Genomic DNA, 18,378 nt, shown 5'->3' with positions numbered 1-18,378 from the left:
GAGCTTACATTTTCTAAGATCCTCGACTCCTTTTCCAGCCGGTCAGATTTTTTCTACACCCTTAAATGCGAAGAGCCACTAAAGCATTCAACTACATGGCTTACTCCGCATCAAAAAATGATTCATGCGCAGCGTACGGCATGTACCAGACCTATCTATACGGCCAACGCGGCCAAGAGCGTGATGAAACACTAGCACTGCGATGGCTAGAACGTTCGGCCAAGCTTGGAGACCCCGAGGCACAAAGAACACTAGCCTTTCGTTACGAAGAAAAAGGTGATTTGGCCGCGAGTTACGCCTGGACAAAAATATTCAACAACAATGCAGACACTACAGACTTTCTAAAAAGCCTTATGACCCCCAAACAAATTTCAGCGGGCGAAAAACTATACAGCACACTCGAAAAAACGGTCACCAGCAAAAAATCTGTACTTGAACAAGGCCTGAAAAACGAAGCAATGATATTTTCGGCAGATATTTACAGAGCAGCTCCAAGCACATTCAATGGCGCGAACACTGAAGAACGCCAGAACTTTGTAAAAACAACAATCGCCACCGCGCGCGAACATGCAAAATTAAAATCACGGGGCAGCGTCGTCAACTACATTATCGTCGCCTGGCACGCCAAGCAAAAACTTCCAGCCACGAAAATTCTGGACAACGAAGAGGTAGTTAAAAAACTAAACAACATCGATCAAGGCATCGACGACACAGTATCTCAAGTACTGGATATTTTAGAAAAAGCCTAGCCACATGCTTACACACTGTGTGCTTTGTTATAAATGCAAGGCACACCGCCTAACGCGCCAACAACCGCCTTGGCGCTGCTCAAGGCATGCCATAGCCTGCCGAGCCGCATGACCTAAATACCCTGTTGCAATCCACCCACAAAAATACACGGTTAAGAGGTCAAATTGACCAGGCCTCAGACTCAGCTGCAACCTTCATGCTTCAAATTAACTGACAGGCACTTCCCATGAAGAAGGACGGTAAAGACGACCCTTTTTTCGAGCCATCCTGGAAACCGAAACGCCCAAACGGTGGTGCCTCATGGGCTGCATGGCAAAAACCGGCTGCGCCAGAGCCGGTGTACATGCCAAAAGATGAGTGGCCACCTCCCAAGCAACGTACTGACTTGGTCTTCGCCAAATCCTGCGTTGCTGAAAACTGGTGCAACACAGATGCGGGGACGGCCACCGAGCCAGCCTCCAACTTCGGCAACGTCATGGTGGTCGCTTCCATGCTTTTGCCTTCCGCGTCAGATGCCATTGCAATGGCCATCGGGGCTGATGCCGGACTCGCCCGTGTTGCGGGTGGCGGTATTATGCAAAAACGTATGACCTGGGCAATACGGGGCACGGGAGGACCGGTTAGCGTTTTTATCTTGGGCATGCTCCCCACGAAAATGGGGGACGGCACACTCCATACTGACGAGCAACTGCGGAGCATGAGTAAGGCCACAACACGGGTGCGCTTTCAGTTCCGACGTGATGCCGAAGGCGTACTACAGATTTACGGCATTCACACCGGCGCGTCAGGTGATGACTCAGTACGCATCGTGCAGGTGAAGTGGAACGCAACCAAGACTGCGTTGGAGGCCGAACTAAATGGGATCACCATCCTCTGGACGCCACCACACAGCTCGTCAAGAATGCCTCCACTGACTTACCCTGACGAAAGCGGCAAGCAACTGGACACCATCCCCCGGAGAACACGGACAGTCAGCTTGAAGGTCTTCCCGGCGATGACATTACAACCGACGAATGTATTCTGGTCTTTCCTGCTGATACTGGCCTGAAGTCGCTGTATGTGGTGTACGCAAAACCGCTTGGTGGTGACCATAGCTATCATCCACCACCTAAAGGGCTGACGGCGTTCCCTGATGCTGTAAAAGCAGATGCTAAAACCAGAGTGCATGGCGGGGGAGCAATTCGTAGGCGTTGGAAGGACCGTAAGGGTCGTATTTATGAATGGGACAGTCAGCATGGAGCCGTTGAAATTTACGATAAGCAAGGCAAGCATTTAGGTGAGTTTGACCCTGAAACTGGCGAGCAAACAAAACCTGCAAAACCGGGCCGAAAAGTAGAAAAATAGGAGTGTGTATGTACCTGTGTATCAGTGGTTTTTTACCTAACGATCCAGAGGATGACTTGATTAAGTTTGAGCTTGATGTAGATCATTCTTTTAACGATCAAATCGTTCAAGCTCTCGGTCATAAAAGCATTAACGCAATGGCAGAAGGCGAATGGCTGTTAACTAGTGAGCAGGTAGCACGGATTTCAGAAATTTTAGGTCAGAAACTCCCAACCGACTTGAAGTTATTCGTTGGCGTTGAGGTATAGGGATGGTCTGAATGTAGTCGCGTGTTTCTGGTCGAGTTCATCGCACGCCGATTATGAAAACAGCCCTTGCGCAGCCGGAACCACCCTTTTCCTGATAAACTCCACGACAGCCGCAATCGCCCCAATCGTACCTCTACAGACACTCCCAATGCCCTCGAACACCGCCAAAACCATTACACCAGAGCCTTCTCGGCGCTTTTCTGTTGCGCCGATGATGGACTGGACTGACCGCCATTGCCGTTTCTTCCTGCGGCTGCTGTCGCAAAACGCCCTGCTCTACACCGAGATGGTCACCACCGGTGCGTTGCTGCACGGTGATGCGGAGCGTTTTCTGCGTCATGACGAGGCTGAGTACCCGTTGGCGTTGCAGTTGGGCGGCAGTGTTCCGGCGGACCTGGCGGCCTGTGCGCGCCTGGCGCAGGGCGCGGGCTATAACGAGGTGAACCTGAACGTCGGCTGCCCGAGCGACCGTGTGCAGAACAACATGATCGGCGCCTGCCTGATGGGGCATCCGGCACTGGTTGCCGATTGCGTGAAGGCGATGATCGATGCGGTGGATATTCCGGTAACGGTCAAGCACCGTATCGGGATCAATGGCCGCGACAGTTATACCGAGCTGTGCGATTTCGTCGGCCAGGTGCGTGAGGCCGGCTGCCGCAGTTTCACGGTGCATGCCCGTATCGCGATTCTCGAAGGCCTGTCGCCGAAGGAGAACCGCGAGATCCCGCCACTGCGCTATGACGTGGCGGCGCAGTTGAAGCAGGACTTCCCCGATCTGGAGCTGATCCTCAACGGCGGGATCAAGACGCTTGATGAGTGCAAGGCGCACCTGCAGACGTTCGACGGGGTAATGCTAGGCCGCGAGGCGTATCACAACCCTTACCTGTTGGCCGAAGTCGATCAACAGTTGTTCGGCAGCACGGCTGCGGTGATTTCGCGCAGTGACGCGCTGGCCAAGCTGCGGCCGTACATCGCGGCGCACCTGGCGGCAGGTGGTGCGATGCACCATATCACCCGGCATGTTCTCGGCCTCGGCCAAGGCTTCCCCGGGGCGCGCAAGTTCCGCCAGTTGCTGTCGGTGGACATCCACAAGACCCAGGATCCTCTGGGCCTGCTCGATCAGGCCAGCCAGCTTTTGCAAGGGCGCTAAGCCGGGAACCTGTAAACGTTTTACGACTCGAAGGGTTATCGACCTCCTGCCTGCCAGCACGGCCCTTGAGCGGCTGGCAGGGCTCGGGTAATGTCGTAGGAATCGCACAGGACAGAGCACGCTCATGACTTCCAAGCTGGACCAACTCAAGCAGTTCACCACCGTGGTTGCCGATACCGGCGATATTGATGCAATCAGCCGCCTCAAGCCCGTCGATGCCACCACCAACCCGTCGCTGCTGCTCAAGGCAGCGGCGATGCCCGGTTACGCCGAGCTGCTCGACCAGGCCGTGCGTAACAGCAAGGGCGACCTGGGGCTGGCCTGCGATGCCTTCGCGGTGGCCGTCGGCAGCGGTATCCTGAAAGTCATTCCAGGGCGTATTTCCACCGAAGTGGATGCACGCCTGTCATTCGATGAGCCGGCCCTGCTGAGCAAGGCGCGCCAACTGATCGAGCTGTACGACAAGGCCGGCGTTGGCCGCGACCGCGTACTGATCAAGCTGGCTTCGACCTGGGAAGGTATTCGCGCTGCCGAAAAGCTCGAACGCGAAGGCATCCAGACCAACCTGACCCTGCTGTTCTCTTTCGCCCAGGCCGTGGCCTGCGCCGATGCCGGGGTGTTCCTTATCTCGCCATTCGTGGGCCGGATCTATGACTGGTACAAGAAGTCCACCGGCAAGGAGTATGTCGGTGCCGAAGACCCGGGCGTGCAGTCGGTCACGCGCATCTACAACTACTACAAGGCCAACGGCTACGACACCGTGGTCATGGGCGCCAGTTTCCGCAATATCGGCCAGATCGAACAGTTGGCCGGCTGCGACCGCCTGACCATCAGCCCGGAGCTACTGCAGCAACTGACCGACGACCAAGGCGAACTGGTGCGTAAACTCAGCCCGGGCCATGCTGGCGAGCCGCGCCAGCACCTGAGCGAGAGCCAGTACCGCTGGGCCATGAACGAAGACGCGATGGGCACCGAAAAACTGGCCGAAGGCATTCGCCAGTTCGCCCGCGACCAGGAAAAGCTTGAAGCCTTGCTGGCCGCAAAAGCCTGAGGCAATGCGCTGTCGAAGCGGGTTCGCCTGCTTCGACGCCCTCCCCGCGCATGCCCCTCCCCGCCTGAGTTGACCTGAGTTGCCGATGCCCGAAAACCCTACCTTGCCGCTGGTGCTGGCTGGCCCGTTGTTACGCCGCCTGGAACCTTCGCGGTTGGTGATGTGGCTGGTCGCTTCACAGCCGCTACAGCCTGATCTGTTGTTGTACTGCACGGGCACAACCCCTGTTGAACTGCCCCTGGAAGGCGAGCGTTGCCGCATTGTGCCGATTGGCCGCCATGCCTTTGTGCACTTGATCGACGTGAAGCTGGACACCCCCTTGCCCGTCGATGAAGCGATCGGCTATGACCTGATCATTCACGGCGCCAGCAAGCCGCAGCGTATCGCCGACTGGGCACCGCACCTGCTGTATGACGGCAAGCAACGCCCTGACTTCGTCTTGCGTGCACAACTGGACAACGTGCTGCATGGCTCTTGCCGCAAACCGCACTTCGACGCGGCAGACGGCCTGCTCTGCGCCGACCGACTGCTGGCAACCGAGCACACTGCGCAGGCACGCCCGGCACTGCTGATGATGAGCGGCGACCAGATCTACGCCGACGATGTCGCTGGGCCCATGCTGCGTGCTATCCATGCCTTGATTGCTCGCCTGGCGCTGTTCGAGGAGCGTTTGGAGGGCGCGGTGGTCGAGGACAGCACCGCGCTGTACGAGCACCCTGCCAGTTACTACCACCGCGCTGACCTGCTGCCGGAAATCAAGAGCAACGAAACCCTGCGCGAGCGGTTTTTCGGCGGTGCCAGCAAACCTATTTTCACCAGCAGCAATGCCGACAATCACTTGGTCACCTTCGCTGAAGTCATGGCCATGTACCTGCTGGTGTGGTCGCCCGTCTGCTGGACGCTGATCGATCCGCAACCGCCAGCACTGACGCCTGAGCGCCAGCAACGTTACGACGATGAGCAAGCCGTGATTCGCAGGTTCGTCGCAGGCCTTGGCCAGGTTGCCCGCGTGCTGGCGCACCTGCCGAGCCTGATGATCTTTGACGACCACGACATTACCGACGATTGGAACCTGTCGGCGCAGTGGGAGGAAAGTGCCTATGGCCACCCCTTCTCGCGACGCATCATCGGCAATGCACTGATCGGTTACCTGCTTTGCCAGGGCTGGGGCAACAATCCGGACGCATTCACGCGGTTACTGGCAAGCTGGCAGGGCCTAGCCGACGGCGCCATGAACGACCGCTACCTGAACAGGCCGCAACAGGATGCGCTGATCGGTGAGTTGCTGCGTTTCCAGAACTGGCACTATGCGCTGCCCAGCACCCCAGCGCTGCTGGTACTCGACACCCGCACCCGCCGCTGGCGCAGCGAGAGCAACCTCAAGCGCCCTTCAGGCTTGCTTGACTGGGAAGCCCTCAGCGAACTGCAACAGGCCCTGCTTGACCACCCTTCAGCGATTATCGTCTCGCCGGCGCCGATCTTCGGCGTCAAGCTGATTGAAACCGTACAACGGGTATTCAGTTGGCTAGGCTATCCGCTGCTGGTGGATGCCGAGAACTGGATGGCTCATCGGGGCGCGGCGCAGGTCATCCTGAATATTTTCCGCCACTCTCGCACACCCGGGCATTACGTGATCCTCTCGGGTGATGTGCATTACTCGTTTGTCTACGAAGTGCTGATTCGTCACCGCCAACGCAGCCCACACCTCTGGCAGATCACCAGCAGCGGTATCAAGAACCAGTTTCCACGGCGCCTGCTGGAGACCTTCGACCGCCTCAACCGCTGGCTGTATTCACCCCGTTCGCCACTGAACTGGCTGACCAAGCGTCGGCGTATGGAAGTCATTCCGCGCACCCCGACACACAGCAAGGCTGGCGAGCGACTGTGGAACAGCGCAGGCCTGGGTCAGGTGTTTTTCAACGCGCAGGGGCAGCCGGAGCGAGTTTTCCAGCTCAACGCAGACGGCTCGCCGCCCACAGAGTTTCCTCGCGGGCAACGCCAGTAGTCAGGGAAGTTACCAGGGAGCGCAGAAACGCGCCCCTGGGCACGATCAGGTTCGCTCGAGGGCGTTGACCAGGTCGTGGAAGGCTTCGCGATTGGAATCGTTCAGGCCCATGAGGATCTTGTGCGCCTCAAGTACCTTGGCCCGTACCACGTCCTCACTCTGGTCCTGAGACGGCAGGTCGGTGAGACATTCCGGGCACGGGATCGGCCGGTCGACGATGTTGAATACCTGATCGAAACCCATCGACTGCAACAGCCGGGTGATGTCGGCGTGGGTGGTGACCACGGTTGGCAGCAGCCCAACCTTCTGCCGCGAGAGAATCGACAGCTTGGCCAACAGGCCCAGGGTGGTGCTGTCGATGCTTTGGGTTTCGGTCAAATCAATCACGATCGCCGAAAAATTCAGCGCGGTGAAGATTTTTTCAATAGTCGCATCCAACGCCGAACACAGGGTAAGGCGTACTTCACCGACGAACTTCAGAACGAAGGTGCCATTCTGCTCGGCGAACTGGATTCTACCAGTACTCATTGAAGGTTCCTGCTCAACACCAATAGGGCGATATCATCCGGCATCTCCCCAAGCGTAGCCAATCCGAATCGTTGCCGCAGCCCATCCAGGCTGCCGCCCGCTGCCTTGACGATTTCCGGCAAGGCGGCTTCTTTATCTTTGAGTGTGCTGCCAGGCAAAAGGTCCAGAATGCCATCAGATAGCAGCGTAAGGCTGAATGCTGGTGGCAACTCCATGACCTGATCCTGATAGGTGGCTTCCTCGAACAACCCCACCGGCAGCCCGCGACCCTCGAGGTAGCGGCTCTGGCCTGGGGTATACAACACCGGCAACGGCAAGTGCCCGCCAATACTGTAGGTCAGAAGGCCGGTGTCTTCGTCAATCACGCCACCTACCATAGTGACATGTTTGCCCAGCTTGCAGTTGATCAACCCTCGGTTGATGTGCCCGAGCACTTCCGAGGGTTTGAAATCACGCAGGGTGCCACTGCGCTTGAACTCGAACAACAGGCGCGTGGTCATGAACTTGAGCAGCACCGTGACGAAGGCGGACGACGCCCCATGGCCGGAAACATCCGCCAGGTAAAAGGCAATACGGCGCTCGTCGACACGGAAGTAATCGGCAAAATCGCCCGAGAGGTAGAGCGACGGAATGATCTGGTGCTCGAATGAAAAGTCACCAGCCACCCAGGGGCTTTCCGGCAACATGTTCATCTGCACCTGACGACCCGCTGTCTGGTCCTCCTGCAGCAGGTGCAGGCTGGCTTCCAGTTCGCGGTTGGCCGCTTCAAGTTTCTCCCGGTAGCGCTGGTTTTCCAGTACCAGTTGCGCACGGTCCAGTGCTCGACGCACCGAGTGCTCAAGTACTGCAAGGTCTTCCAGAGGCTTGATCAGGTAATCGGCAGCACCCAGCCGCAGCGCTTCGACAGCGTCATTCATGACCCCGGCGCCAGACACCACAATGACCGGCAGATCAGGCGTGCGCTCAGTCACCTGGCGAATCAGCTCCAGGCCACCCATCTGCGGCATGCGCAGGTCACAAATCACGAGATCGGGCTGGTTCTGCTCGAAGACTTGAAGACCCTGCTGGCCATTACTCGCTTGCAGGACATTGAAACCGCTGTCTTCGAGGTAGGCGGCGAGACTGGCACGTACTACGTCGTCATCGTCGATTATCAGCAGCGTTGCACTGGTTTTCTGCATGTGGGCAAACGGCGCCAGAAATAGGTTGGGGTAGGCGGCTCGGTCGGGCCGGAGCGCACTTACTGGATTCACTTCTAGCCTCTCTTTTATGAGTTGTAGGACAAGATGACCTGCCCAGCAAATATCAGAGGTGCCCTGTAAGGCGCAGACGGTACTCCCATCTGCCGGGTGTTTCAAGCTCACGCCGATGGTCGCTGACGCTCTTTACAGCGCAAAGAGCCGGGAGTTATAAAAACGGCTTTGACCGCAACCCAATGGAAGGATGCAGGTATGAGTCGAATCCACGCAGACTACAGCGAAAAGCGCGATTTCATTCGAATGAAAGTGGACAAGGATGTCAGCCTGATCCACGCCGACCAGGTCATTGCCGCTGTATGTCTGGATCTTTCAAGCAGCGGCCTGCAGGTACAGGCCCCCCGCTCGTTCAAGGTCGGTGACGCGCTTGAGGTGCGTATCGAGTCTGATCACCCCGCCCTCAAAGGGCTGGAGGCCAGTACCCGGGTCGTGTGGATCGCCGATCAGGCCGCAGGCCAGCAGAAACTGGGCCTGCGCATCATCGAAATGCACTGAGCCGCGCCCATGAAAGAGGTGCACGTTTGCTGAGCAGCACCGATGCCATCGCAGGCAAGCTTGCTCCCGAGGTGCAGGAGCGGGTCTTGCCAGCGATGCATGCGCTGCGTATCGGCTGACAGCAGCCGGGACGCCCTTTAGCGCTTCTGAGGATCAGAAGTCGTCTTCGACCTGCCCATCCTTGACCTTGAACTCACGGTTTTGCAGATAGGCGTTGCGGATGAAGGTGTACTTGTCGCCACGAATCATCTTCTCGGCTGACAACAGGCTGGCACGGGTATCCACTACATCAACGCCAATACTGGTGTTACGGGTCGGGATATGGCCCATGTAACGGAAGGGTTCGGTGTAAGTGTCCGGGTACTTGGAAATGGCATCACGGACGTTGCTTGGGCCCAGGAATGGCAATACGACGTATGGGCCGCTGCTTACGCCCCAGTAACCCAGCGTTTGGCCGAAGTCTTCATCGTTGCGCTCCAGCCCCATCTTGGTGCCCACATCGAAGAAACCGACAAGGCCAAAGGTGGTGTTGAAGATCAGCCGTGCGGTATCGACCCCGGCAGCACGAGGCTTGAGCTGCAGGACATCATTGGCCAGGTTGCCAACATCACCGATGTTGCGAAACATGTTGTGGATACCGTCTTCCAGAAACTGTGGCGTGACGGTCTGGTAACCCTGCGCCAAAGGCTTGAGCGCATAGGTGTCGATCGTATCGTTGAAGCGGAAGATGGGCCGGTTGATGCTCTCCCATGGGTCTTCCTCGGTTGCCGCCTGGGACGCCAGGGGCCCCAGCAGCAGCCCGGCACAGACGCAGACACGGGTCATCCGATCAATCAAGCCTGTACCAATCCTGCGCATACACTCACTCCTCGACAATCACAAGGCGCTATCCGCGCCCCAAACTCAAAAATGAAACCAGTATAAAGGGTATGCCTCAGATTAGTCAGCGCGACATGGTCGGGATCAGCAAAATGTAAACAATTGCCACATTGTTTGATCGTCATCTGGCTGTCACCCTCTGTGCGTAGCCTGCAAGGTTATTTCAGGGACGATGCCATGCCCCAATCACCTGCTTTAACCGCACTGCTATTCGGACTACGCGGCTGCCTGGTTGACTTTGGCGCACGTAGCAATAGTTTCGAGCATTCGCCACAGGCGACTCCCGGCGCACTGCCGGCATTGGCACGCCTGCGCAGGCAAGCCGTGCCCTGCGGCTGGATCGATGAAATCCCGCTCGCTGTGGCCGAACACTTGAGCCGCCCCTTGCCCGATTGGCTCAAGCCGCACAGCAGTATGCACGACACGCCCTGGCCGGCACCGGACGCGTGCTGGCACGCATTGATGGCGCTGAAAGTAAACCAACTGGATGGCTGCGTGCTGGTCAGCGGCGAACCCAGGTTGCTGCAGTCCGGGCTCAACGCGGGTCTCTGGACCATAGGCCTGGCGGCATGCGGCTCATTATGTGGTTTGAGCAGCAGCCAGTGGCAGGCCTTGAGCCCGCAAGAACAGGCACACAAACGCGGCAAGGCGACACTGCAGCTCTATGCCTTGGGCGTGCATTCAGTCATCGACCATCTGGAAGCGCTCGACGATTGCCTCGCCGATATTGGCCAGCGTCGACTCAAAGGCGAGAAGCCCTGACACACCACCGTTGATCCGGGTCATGCAAAGCAACGCCGAGTGGATTACCCTGTCAGACATGGCATGGACCTTTCGCCAGTGGCGGTGGTCCATGGCTGTGCCTATTCATAGAGGGAGATCACCATGCCTGCCCGCGAACTGCAACAGCAAATCGAGGCCCTGCGCGAGCAACTGGAGCAAAATCCACCGCTCTCACTGGAAGAGCGTGAAAACCTGCAACAGCTGATGCAACAGATCGAAGCCGAGCTCAAACTGGAGCAATTCTCCACAGAAAACAACCTGGTAGACGGGGTGAACCTGGCGGTCGAACGCTTCGAAGTCGACCACCCTGGCCTGACAGCCACCTTGCGCAATATCGTTCAGAGCCTGCAAAGCATGGGTATCTGAGAGTACCAGAGCCAGCACCTGCAGCCCTGCAGGCGCTGGCGCTTACTGGCGTACCAACCGCGAATTGCCCAGACTGATCGTATCGGTACTGCGGTAGGGGTTGATGTCCAGCCCGCCACGGCGCACATAGCGCGCATATACCGTCAGCGTCTCAGGCTTGAGCAGACGCTTGAGGTCGAGGTAGATCCGCTCTACGCACTGTTCATGGAAGTCCGCATGCTGGCGGAAGCTGATCAGGTAGGCCAACAGGCTGGCAGGGTCGAGCGCCGGGCCACGGTAATGCACGGTCACGCTACCCCAGTCCGGCTGGCCGGTGACCGGGCAGTTGGATTTGAGCAAATGGCTGTGCAGGGTTTCTTCGACCACCCGCCCAGTATCGCAGCGCAGCAACTCCGGCTGAGGATGCTCGTACTGGCTGATGCTGACATCCAGGTCATCAATACAGACACCCGGCAACGCCGCTACGCCCTCCCCTTCGACCTCAGACAAGGTACGCACGCGCACACCGACCGGCTTGCCGGCGGCGGCCGAAAGGTCTTTTTCCAGGCAGGCCTGCAGCGCTTGCACCGAGGCGAATACAGTCTGGTTCAGCGAATTGAGGTAGAGCTTGAACGACTTCGACTCAATGATGTTCGGCGAATCGGCCGGGATCGCAAACTCACCGATGGCCACCACCGGCTTGCCGGACGGCAGCAGCCAGGACAACTCAAAGCAGTTCCAGTAGTCGACACCCTGCCAAGGCAAGGTGTCAGCGCTGACACCCAGCTCAGCCCACTTCGCCGCACGCGGGATCGGGAACAACAGGGACGGGGTGTAAGTGGCGATGTATTCGCTGGACTTGCCCAGCGGGGAATGTTCGGCGGCGGGATGCATGGCTCAAACCTGAAGGACGAAATACGCCTAGTTTATCGGGTTTGTGCCATGCGTTGGGCAATCACCTGTCACTGAGCGATGGTCAGCTTGCCCACCATGCCGGCCTGGTAGTGGCCCGGAACGTTGCAGGCGAACTCGATCGGGGTCGACTGGGTGAACGTCCAGGTCAGTTCTGCGGTCTTGCCGGGAGCGACCATTACCACATTGGCATCGTCATGGGACATCCCGCCCCCGTGCATCATCCCGCCATGATTCATCGTCATGTGGCTCATGTTTCCATGGTCCATTTTTGCGTGATCCATCCCACCCGGCATGGCGAGCATTTCCTGTTGATGCCGAGCATGCATGGCCGCATCACCGAGGTTGAACTCGTGTGGCAACTGGCCCTTGTTGATCAGCACGAAACGTACGGTCTCACCCGCCTTGACCTGCAGCGCACGCGGGGCAAAGTACATGTCGCCAAGTTCCACCTCGACAGTACGGGTTGCCTGGTCTGCGGTAGCGGGATGACCGAAGGCAAAGGGTTGCGCCGGCGCAGCAAACAGCGGCAGGCTGAACAGCGCCAAGGCGCCGGCAAGGATAAAACGTGACATGGTCGGTTTACTCCGGGGTTGTCTCGACATGACAGCCACTCTAGCGAGGTGCCACTGGCAACCAGCTGACGAAAAGATTACAACTTCGTCAGCTTTGCCTTTTGCCATTCACACCACGGTATAACGCCCTGCCCACCCATACTATGAGCACCCCATGAAACTGCTGATCGTCGAAGACCAGGCCAAGACCGGCCAGTACCTGTGCCAGGGCTTGAGCGAAGCCGGGTTCAGCGCAGAGCTGGCCACCGATGGCAATACGGGCCAGCACCTGGCGCTCAGCGGCGATTACGCGCTGTTGATTCTTGATGTCATGCTGCCAGGCCGTGATGGCTGGCAGATCCTGCAGGCGGTGCGCGCCGCCGGGCTGGATACCCCGGTGCTGTTCCTGACGGCGCGCGATGCCGTGGAAGACCGCGTGCACGGTCTGGAACTGGGTGCCGACGATTACCTGGTCAAGCCGTTCGCCTTCTCCGAATTGCTGGCGCGGGTACGCACCCTGCTGCGTCGCGGCAGCAGCCCGACACAAGAAACCCTGCTGGGTGTGGCAGACCTGAGCCTTGACCTGATCCGCCGCCGGGTGGAACGCGCCGGGCAACGCATCGACCTGACCGCCAAGGAGTTTTCCCTGCTTGAACTGCTGCTGCGCCGCCAAGGCGAAGTACTGCCAAAATCGCTGATTGCCTCGCAGGTGTGGGACATGAACTTTGAAAGCGACACCAACGTGATCGAGGTCGCTATCCGCCGCCTGCGCCTCAAAATCGACGACGCACACGACAACAAGCTCATCCATACCGTGCGCGGCATGGGCTACGTCCTCGAAGAGCGGACGGCCTGATGCGCCGTCTTTCACTCGGCAACCGCCTGGCGCTGCTGTTTGCGGCCTGCACGGCGGTGGTCTCGCTGTTTGCTGGCGTACTGTTCAGTCGCGCCAGCGAAACTCATTTCATCGAGTTGGACCAGCAATTGCTCAGCGGCCGCCTGTCGTTGATGCGTCAGCTACTTGAGGGCGTGCATGACCCTGCAAGCCTGAACACGCGGCTGCCTGCGCTGCAGACGGAGCTAAGCCATCAGGCCGATCTGGCCGTGCGCATCCGCGGCAATGACGGACGCCTGTGGTTCGATAGCCAGCCCGGCCTGCCGGACTCGCCAATGTCGCCCGGCCTGAACACCCTGACGAGCGACGGCGCCGATTATCGCAGCCTCAGCGAACCCCTCGACGGCGACGGCACACCGAACCTGACACTGTTCCTCGACATCACCCATCACCAGCACTTCCTGCAGCGCATGCAACGGCTGATCTGGCTGACCGTAGGCCTCTCGGCACTGGCCACCGCCCTGCTCGGCGCCTGGGCCGTACGCAGTGGCCTGCGCCCCTTACGGCAGATGGGTGAAGTGGCGGCCGGGGTTTCGGCCCGATCGCTGACCACTCGCCTGCCGGTAGCACAGATGCCGATTGAGCTCGCGGACCTGGCGAACACCGTCAACGCCATGCTTGAGCGACTGGACGATGCCTTCCAGCGCCTTTCGGCATTCTCTTCCGACATCGCCCATGAGCTGCGTACGCCGCTGTCCAATCTGCTGACCCACACCCAGGTCACCCTGACCCGTCCGCGCAGCCTGGAAGAGTACCGCGAGGCCCTGCACGGCAACCTTGAAGAGCTGCAGTGGATGGCTCAACTGGTCAACGACATGCTCTACCTGGCCAAGGCCGATAACGGCCTGCTAATGCCCAGCCGCCAGCCGCTGACATTGGAAGATGAGGTTGGCGCACTGCTGGAGTACTACGCACCATTGGCCGAGGACGCTCAGGTACGCTTGAGCCATATCGGCCAGGCGCGACTGGAAGGCGACCGCCACATGTTGCGCCGGGCACTGTCCAATCTGCTGGACAATGCCTTGCGGTTTACCCCGGCTGGCGGCGAGATCCGCCTGAAGCTTGAACAGCAGGATGCGGGTGTGAGGCTGGAAGTGGCCAACAGCGGCGAGCCGATTGACCCAGCGCTGATACCGCGGCTGTTCGACCGATTCTACCGCGTCGACCCGGCCCGCCATGAGGGCAACAGTGAGCACGCAGGTTTGGGCCTGGCGATCACCCAATCGATCATCAAGGCGCATGGCGGAAGCATTCATGGCGAATCAGCGCAGGGCTGGACGCGCTTCGTGATTGAGTTGCCGACAGCGTAGGGGGCTGCAGCCCATCCTGTAGGAGCCGGGCTTGCCCGCGATGGCATCAGCGCGGTGTCAGCAGGTTCGCGGTGCTTGCATCGCAGGCAAACCTGCTCCAACACACCCTGCAGGAGCCGGGCTTGCCCGCGATGGCATCGGCGCGGTGTCAGCAAGTTCGCGGTGCTTGCATCGCAGGCAAGCCTGCTCCAACGCATCTTGTAGGAGCCGAGCTTGCCCGCGATGGCATCAGCGCGGTGTCAGCAGGTTCGCGGTGCTTGCATCGCAGGCAAACCTGCTCCAACGCATCCTGTAGGAGCCGGGCTTGCCCGCGATAGCATCGGCGCGGTGTCAGCAGGTTCGCGGTGCTTGCATCGCAGGCAAGCCTGCTCCAACGCATCCTGTAGGAGCCGGGCTTGCCCGCGATGGCATCGGCGCAGTGCCAGCAGGTTCGCGGTGCATGCATCGCAGGCAAGCCTGCTCCAACGCATCTTGTAGGAGCCGGGCTTGCCCGCGATAGCATCAGCGTGGTGTCAGCAGGTTCGCGGTGCTTGCATCGCAGGCAAGCCTGCTCCAACACATCTTGCAGGAGCCGGGCTTACTCGTAACGCAGGGCGTACGCTGGCTCTACTTGCGAGGCACGCCACGCCGGATACAGCGTCGCCAGGAAGCTCATCACCAGCCCTGCACTGCAGATCAACGCCACATCGCCCCATTGCAGTTCCGACGGCAAGGTACTGACGAAGTACACGTCGGAGGTGAAGATATGCTGCCCGCTCACACGCTCGAGCCAACCGACCAGTTGGCTGACATTGATCGCGGCGATCACCCCGAGCACGCCCCCGATCAGCGTGCCGACGATACCGATCAATGTCCCCTGCACCATGAACGTGCCCATGATCTGCGCGGGCGTGGCGCCGATGGTGCGCAGGATCGCGATATCCGCGCCCTTGTCATTCACGACCATGATCAGGGTGGCAATGATGTTGAACGCCGCCACCGCGATGATCATCATCAACAGCAGGCCAATCATGGTCTTTTCCATTTTCATGGCACTGAACAGGCTACCCTGGGTGTGGGTCCAGTCATCGGCGCGGTACTGGTCACCCAACTGACCGACAATCGCTGCCGACACTTGAGGTGCGCTGTACAGGTCCTGCACCTTGATTCGTACACCCTGCACCTGGTTCGGCGCCCAATGTTGCATCTGCGCCGCATCGGCCATGTGGATCAGGCCCATGGAGCCATCAAGCTCGGCACCAACTTTGAACACGCCCACCACGTTCAGGCGCTGCATGCGCGGGGTAATACCGCCTGGCGCGGTGCTGACTTCCGGCACGATCAAGGTGAGCTTGTCACCGACATTCAAATGGAAACGCCGCGCTGTAATCTCACCGATCACCACGCCGAACTCATCCGGTTTCAAGTCATCCAGGCGGCCCTGAACGATGTGACTGGCAACGATCGACACCTTGGCTTCCTGAGCCGGGTCGATACCACTGATCTGGATAGGCTGCATCATGCCCTTGTAGGACAGCATGCCTTCAAGCTCTGTCAGCGGTGCTGCGGCAATCACCTGCGGGTTCTTCAGTGCAGTAGCGGCCACGGCTTGCCAGTCATCCACCGGCTTGACGCCCAGCAGGGCAGCATGGGGCACCATGCCGAGAATCCGTGCGCTCATTTCACGCTGAAAACCGTTCATGACCGACAGCACCACGATCATCGCCAGCACGCCCAGGGCCAGGCCGATCATCGAGGTCATGGAGATGAACGAGATAAAGTGGTTACGGCGCTTGGCGCGGGTGTAGCGTGCGCCAATGAAAATAGACAAGGGTCTGAACATGAACTGAAGCACCCGGAAAAAGAGAAAGAACACGGTGCCGGACATTCACGACCGGCACCCTGTACGGCCAGATCAGATCGGCACCAGACGCCCTTCTTCCAGGCGCAGTACGCGGTCCATCTGCCGGGCCAGGCTGAGGTCGTGGGTCACCACCAGAAAGGCGGTCTGCGACGAACTGCTCAGCTCCTTCATCAGCTCCTGGATACCTTGGGCGGTATGCTGGTCGAGGTTGCCGGTCGGCTCATCAAGCATGACCAGGCCAGGGCGATTGACCAGCGCTCGCGCAATGGCCACGCGCTGACGTTCACCACCAGACAGTTCAGACGGTTTGTGGCTCAGACGATGCCCCAGCCCTACCCGCTTGAGCAGCGCTTCAGCGCGCTCGCGCGCTTCAGGAATGGCGGTACGACCAATCAGCAGCGGCATGCAGACGTTCTCCAGCGCGGTGAACTCTGGCAACAGGTGGTGGAACTGGTAGACAAACCCCAGCGCACGGTTGCGCAACAGGCCTCGGGCCCGCTCACCCAGCGCCGAAAGCTCTTCACCAGCCAGCCAGACACTGCCCTCGGTAGGCGTATCCAGGCCACCCAGCAGGTTGAGCAAGGTACTCTTGCCCGAGCCGGAACTGCCGACGATGGCAATCCGCTCACCCGGGTGCAGTTCCAACTGCAGGCCCGAGAGCACCCGAACCGACTCCGGGCCCTCTTCATAGGACTTGCCCAGGTTGCGGCAACTCAGCACAGCTTTATTACTCATGCCCAACTCACTCATAACGTAGCGCCTCCGCTGGCTGGGTGCGTGCCGCACGCCAGGCCGGATACAGGGTGGCGAGGAAACTCAGGACCAGTGCCGCGCCACAGACCATCCAGACATCCTCGGCCATCACCTGGGACGGCAGGTAGTCGATGAAATAGACGTCGGCATTGAGGAATTTGTGGCCGATCAACGACTCAAGGCCGGCGATCGCAGCACTGACGTTCAGGGCAGCGGCAATGCCGATCACCGCACCGATAAGCGTACCGACCACGCCAATGACCGTACCCTGGACCATGAAGATTGCCATGATCTGCCCCGGCGTTGCCCCCAGGGTGCGCAGAATGGCGATATCGCCCTTCTTGTCGTTCACCACCATCACCAGCGTGGAGATGATATTGAACGCAGCGACAGCGACAATCAGCAGCAGCAACAGGCCGATCATGGCTTTTTCCATGCGGATGGCCTGGTACAGGTTGCCGTGGCTGCGGGTCCAGTCGCGGGCGTAGAACTCCTGGTCACCCAGTTTCTGGGCGATGCTCCAGGCCGTGCGCGGCGCCTGGAACAGGTCATCGAACTTCAGGCGCAGGCCTTGCACCTGGTCGGCTTTCCAACGGTGCAAGCGCGACAGGTCGGAGAGGTTGGTCAACCCGAGGTAGCCGTCGATCTCGCCAGCGCCAACATGGAAGATGCCGACCACGGTGAAACGCTTCATGCGCGGGAACATGCCAGCAGGCGTCACGGTCACTTCAGGTGCTACGAAGGTCAGCTTGTCGCCAATGCCGACGCCCAACTTGGTCGCCGCCTTGTCGCCGATCATGATGCCGAACTCGCCGGGCACCAGGTCATCAAGCCGGCCCTGGCGGATAAAGTCATCGATGATCGAGACCTTGCGCTCCTGACCTGGGTCAATACCGTTAAGCAAGACTTTCTGCACCTTGCCATCGTGAGTCAGCAATCCTTGCATCTGGGTGAACGGTGCCACCGCCACCACCTGCGGGTTCTGCTTTACTGTATCGGCAAGTGCAGGCCAGTTATTGATGGGCTGGCCGGTTTCAAGCGTGGCATGGGGCACCATGCCCAGTACGCGGGTACGCATCTCATGATCGAAGCCATTCATGACCGAAAGCACCACGATCATCACCACCACGCCCAGGGCGAGGCCGATCATCGAGGTCAGGGAAATGAACGAGACGAAGTGGTTGCGGCGCTTGGCACGGGTATAACGCGTACCGATGAATACGAAGAGAGGTCTGAACATGTCGGGGCTTGTTCGGATGAAAGAGGAACGTCCTTGT

General features: G+C 59.2%; 18 protein-coding genes and 1 pseudogene. 11 read left to right on the top strand and 8 right to left on the bottom strand.

Annotated elements, in window-relative coordinates; genetic code table 11:
* Positions 1–140 precede the first annotated feature (140 nt).
* From EKA13_RS06010 to EKA13_RS05980, 6 genes and pseudogenes are all read left to right on the top strand, one after another.
* Positions 141–749 carry an SEL1-like repeat protein gene (locus EKA13_RS06010; protein ID WP_065758490.1) on the top strand — a complete coding sequence of 203 codons (609 nt, stop codon included), beginning with the start codon at positions 141–143 and terminating at the stop codon, positions 747–749.
* A gap of 227 nt (positions 750–976) precedes the next feature.
* Positions 977–2,094 (top strand): annotated as a pseudogene (locus tag EKA13_RS06005) (colicin E3/pyocin S6 family cytotoxin).
* Between the two features lie 8 nt (positions 2,095–2,102).
* Entirely contained in the window at positions 2,103–2,342 is a 240-nt protein-coding gene (locus EKA13_RS05995) for a pyocin S6 family toxin immunity protein (protein WP_065758488.1), read from the top strand.
* Positions 2,343–2,490: 148 nt separating this feature from the next.
* Entirely contained in the window at positions 2,491–3,492 is a 1,002-nt protein-coding gene (gene dusA, locus EKA13_RS05990; protein ID WP_065758487.1) for a tRNA dihydrouridine(20/20a) synthase DusA, read from the top strand.
* 124 nt (positions 3,493–3,616) lie between these two features.
* Positions 3,617–4,543, top strand: coding sequence for a transaldolase (gene tal, locus EKA13_RS05985; RefSeq protein ID WP_065758486.1), 927 nt, complete (start codon positions 3,617–3,619; stop codon positions 4,541–4,543).
* Between the two features lie 85 nt (positions 4,544–4,628).
* Positions 4,629–6,548, top strand: a complete 1,920-nt coding sequence (locus EKA13_RS05980; protein WP_065758485.1) for an alkaline phosphatase D family protein — start codon at positions 4,629–4,631, stop codon at positions 6,546–6,548.
* A 45-nt stretch (positions 6,549–6,593) separates the two neighbouring features.
* Here the strand turns inward: EKA13_RS05980 and rssC are convergent, their stop codons facing one another.
* Both rssC and rssB read right to left on the bottom strand, forming a co-directional pair.
* Positions 6,594–7,076, bottom strand: a complete 483-nt coding sequence (gene rssC, locus EKA13_RS05975) for an anti-sigma factor antagonist RssC (protein WP_065758484.1) — start codon at positions 7,074–7,076, stop codon at positions 6,594–6,596.
* Positions 7,073–8,257 (bottom strand): two-component system response regulator RssB, encoded by a 1,185-nt coding sequence (gene rssB, locus EKA13_RS05970; RefSeq protein ID WP_065758483.1) that lies wholly within the window; start codon positions 8,255–8,257, stop codon positions 7,073–7,075. The genes rssC and rssB overlap by 4 nt, the downstream gene beginning before the upstream one ends.
* A gap of 270 nt (positions 8,258–8,527) precedes the next feature.
* Between rssB and EKA13_RS05965 the strand changes: the two genes are divergently transcribed.
* The gene (locus EKA13_RS05965; RefSeq protein WP_065758482.1) at positions 8,528–8,827 is read left to right on the top strand and encodes a PilZ domain-containing protein; all 300 of its coding nucleotides are present in this window, start codon (positions 8,528–8,530) and stop codon (positions 8,825–8,827) included.
* 153 nt (positions 8,828–8,980) lie between these two features.
* Here EKA13_RS05965 and EKA13_RS05960 read toward each other — a convergent pair whose 3' ends face one another.
* Positions 8,981–9,685, bottom strand: a complete 705-nt coding sequence (locus EKA13_RS05960; RefSeq protein ID WP_065758481.1) for an MlaA family lipoprotein — start codon at positions 9,683–9,685, stop codon at positions 8,981–8,983.
* A 198-nt stretch (positions 9,686–9,883) separates the two neighbouring features.
* Here EKA13_RS05960 and pcrP point away from each other — a divergent pair, with 198 nt between their 5' ends.
* Both pcrP and EKA13_RS05950 read left to right on the top strand, forming a co-directional pair.
* A complete protein-coding gene (gene pcrP / locus EKA13_RS05955; RefSeq protein WP_065758480.1) occupies positions 9,884–10,468 on the top strand; it encodes an HAD superfamily inactivated hydrolase PcrP in 585 nt (194 codons plus the stop codon).
* A 123-nt stretch (positions 10,469–10,591) separates the two neighbouring features.
* Positions 10,592–10,855 carry a DUF4404 family protein gene (locus EKA13_RS05950; protein WP_065758479.1) on the top strand — a complete coding sequence of 88 codons (264 nt, stop codon included), beginning with the start codon at positions 10,592–10,594 and terminating at the stop codon, positions 10,853–10,855.
* Positions 10,856–10,897: 42 nt separating this feature from the next.
* Here the strand turns inward: EKA13_RS05950 and queF are convergent, their stop codons facing one another.
* Together queF and EKA13_RS05940 are read right to left on the bottom strand one after the other, a co-directional pair.
* Entirely contained in the window at positions 10,898–11,728 is an 831-nt protein-coding gene (gene queF / locus EKA13_RS05945; RefSeq protein WP_065758478.1) for an NADPH-dependent 7-cyano-7-deazaguanine reductase QueF, read from the bottom strand.
* Positions 11,729–11,796: 68 nt separating this feature from the next.
* Complete coding sequence (locus tag EKA13_RS05940) at positions 11,797–12,321, bottom strand: cupredoxin domain-containing protein (protein ID WP_065758477.1); 525 nt, start codon at positions 12,319–12,321, stop codon at positions 11,797–11,799.
* A gap of 154 nt (positions 12,322–12,475) precedes the next feature.
* On the opposite strand from EKA13_RS05940, the gene EKA13_RS05935 reads away from it, so the two are divergent.
* Together EKA13_RS05935 and EKA13_RS05930 are read left to right on the top strand one after the other, a co-directional pair.
* Complete coding sequence (locus EKA13_RS05935; RefSeq protein ID WP_065758476.1) at positions 12,476–13,156, top strand: heavy metal response regulator transcription factor; 681 nt, start codon at positions 12,476–12,478, stop codon at positions 13,154–13,156.
* Positions 13,153–14,505, top strand: coding sequence for a heavy metal sensor histidine kinase (locus EKA13_RS05930; protein ID WP_065758475.1), 1,353 nt, complete (start codon positions 13,153–13,155; stop codon positions 14,503–14,505). Before EKA13_RS05935 ends, EKA13_RS05930 begins: the two co-directional genes overlap by 4 nt.
* Before the next feature lie 577 nt (positions 14,506–15,082).
* On the opposite strand, the gene EKA13_RS05925 is transcribed toward EKA13_RS05930, so the two are convergent.
* The 3 genes from EKA13_RS05925 to EKA13_RS05915 form a co-directional block, all read right to left on the bottom strand.
* On the bottom strand, positions 15,083–16,327 hold the full coding sequence (locus EKA13_RS05925) for a lipoprotein-releasing ABC transporter permease subunit (protein ID WP_065758492.1): 1,245 nt from the start codon (positions 16,325–16,327) through the stop codon (positions 15,083–15,085).
* A gap of 72 nt (positions 16,328–16,399) precedes the next feature.
* A complete protein-coding gene (lolD, locus tag EKA13_RS05920; RefSeq protein WP_176717400.1) occupies positions 16,400–17,083 on the bottom strand; it encodes a lipoprotein-releasing ABC transporter ATP-binding protein LolD in 684 nt (227 codons plus the stop codon).
* Positions 17,084–17,090: 7 nt separating this feature from the next.
* Positions 17,091–18,341: a lipoprotein-releasing ABC transporter permease subunit gene (locus tag EKA13_RS05915; protein WP_065758473.1), complete on the bottom strand. Its 1,251-nt coding sequence runs from the start codon at positions 18,339–18,341 to the stop codon at positions 17,091–17,093.
* Between the last annotated feature and the right edge of the window lie 37 nt (positions 18,342–18,378).

Source organism: Pseudomonas defluvii (assembly GCF_001695625.1).
Classification (GTDB): domain Bacteria; phylum Pseudomonadota; class Gammaproteobacteria; order Pseudomonadales; family Pseudomonadaceae; genus Aquipseudomonas; species Aquipseudomonas defluvii.
The sequence above is the reverse complement of the archived record's forward strand: the minus strand, read 5'-3'. Positions and strand labels throughout refer to the sequence as shown.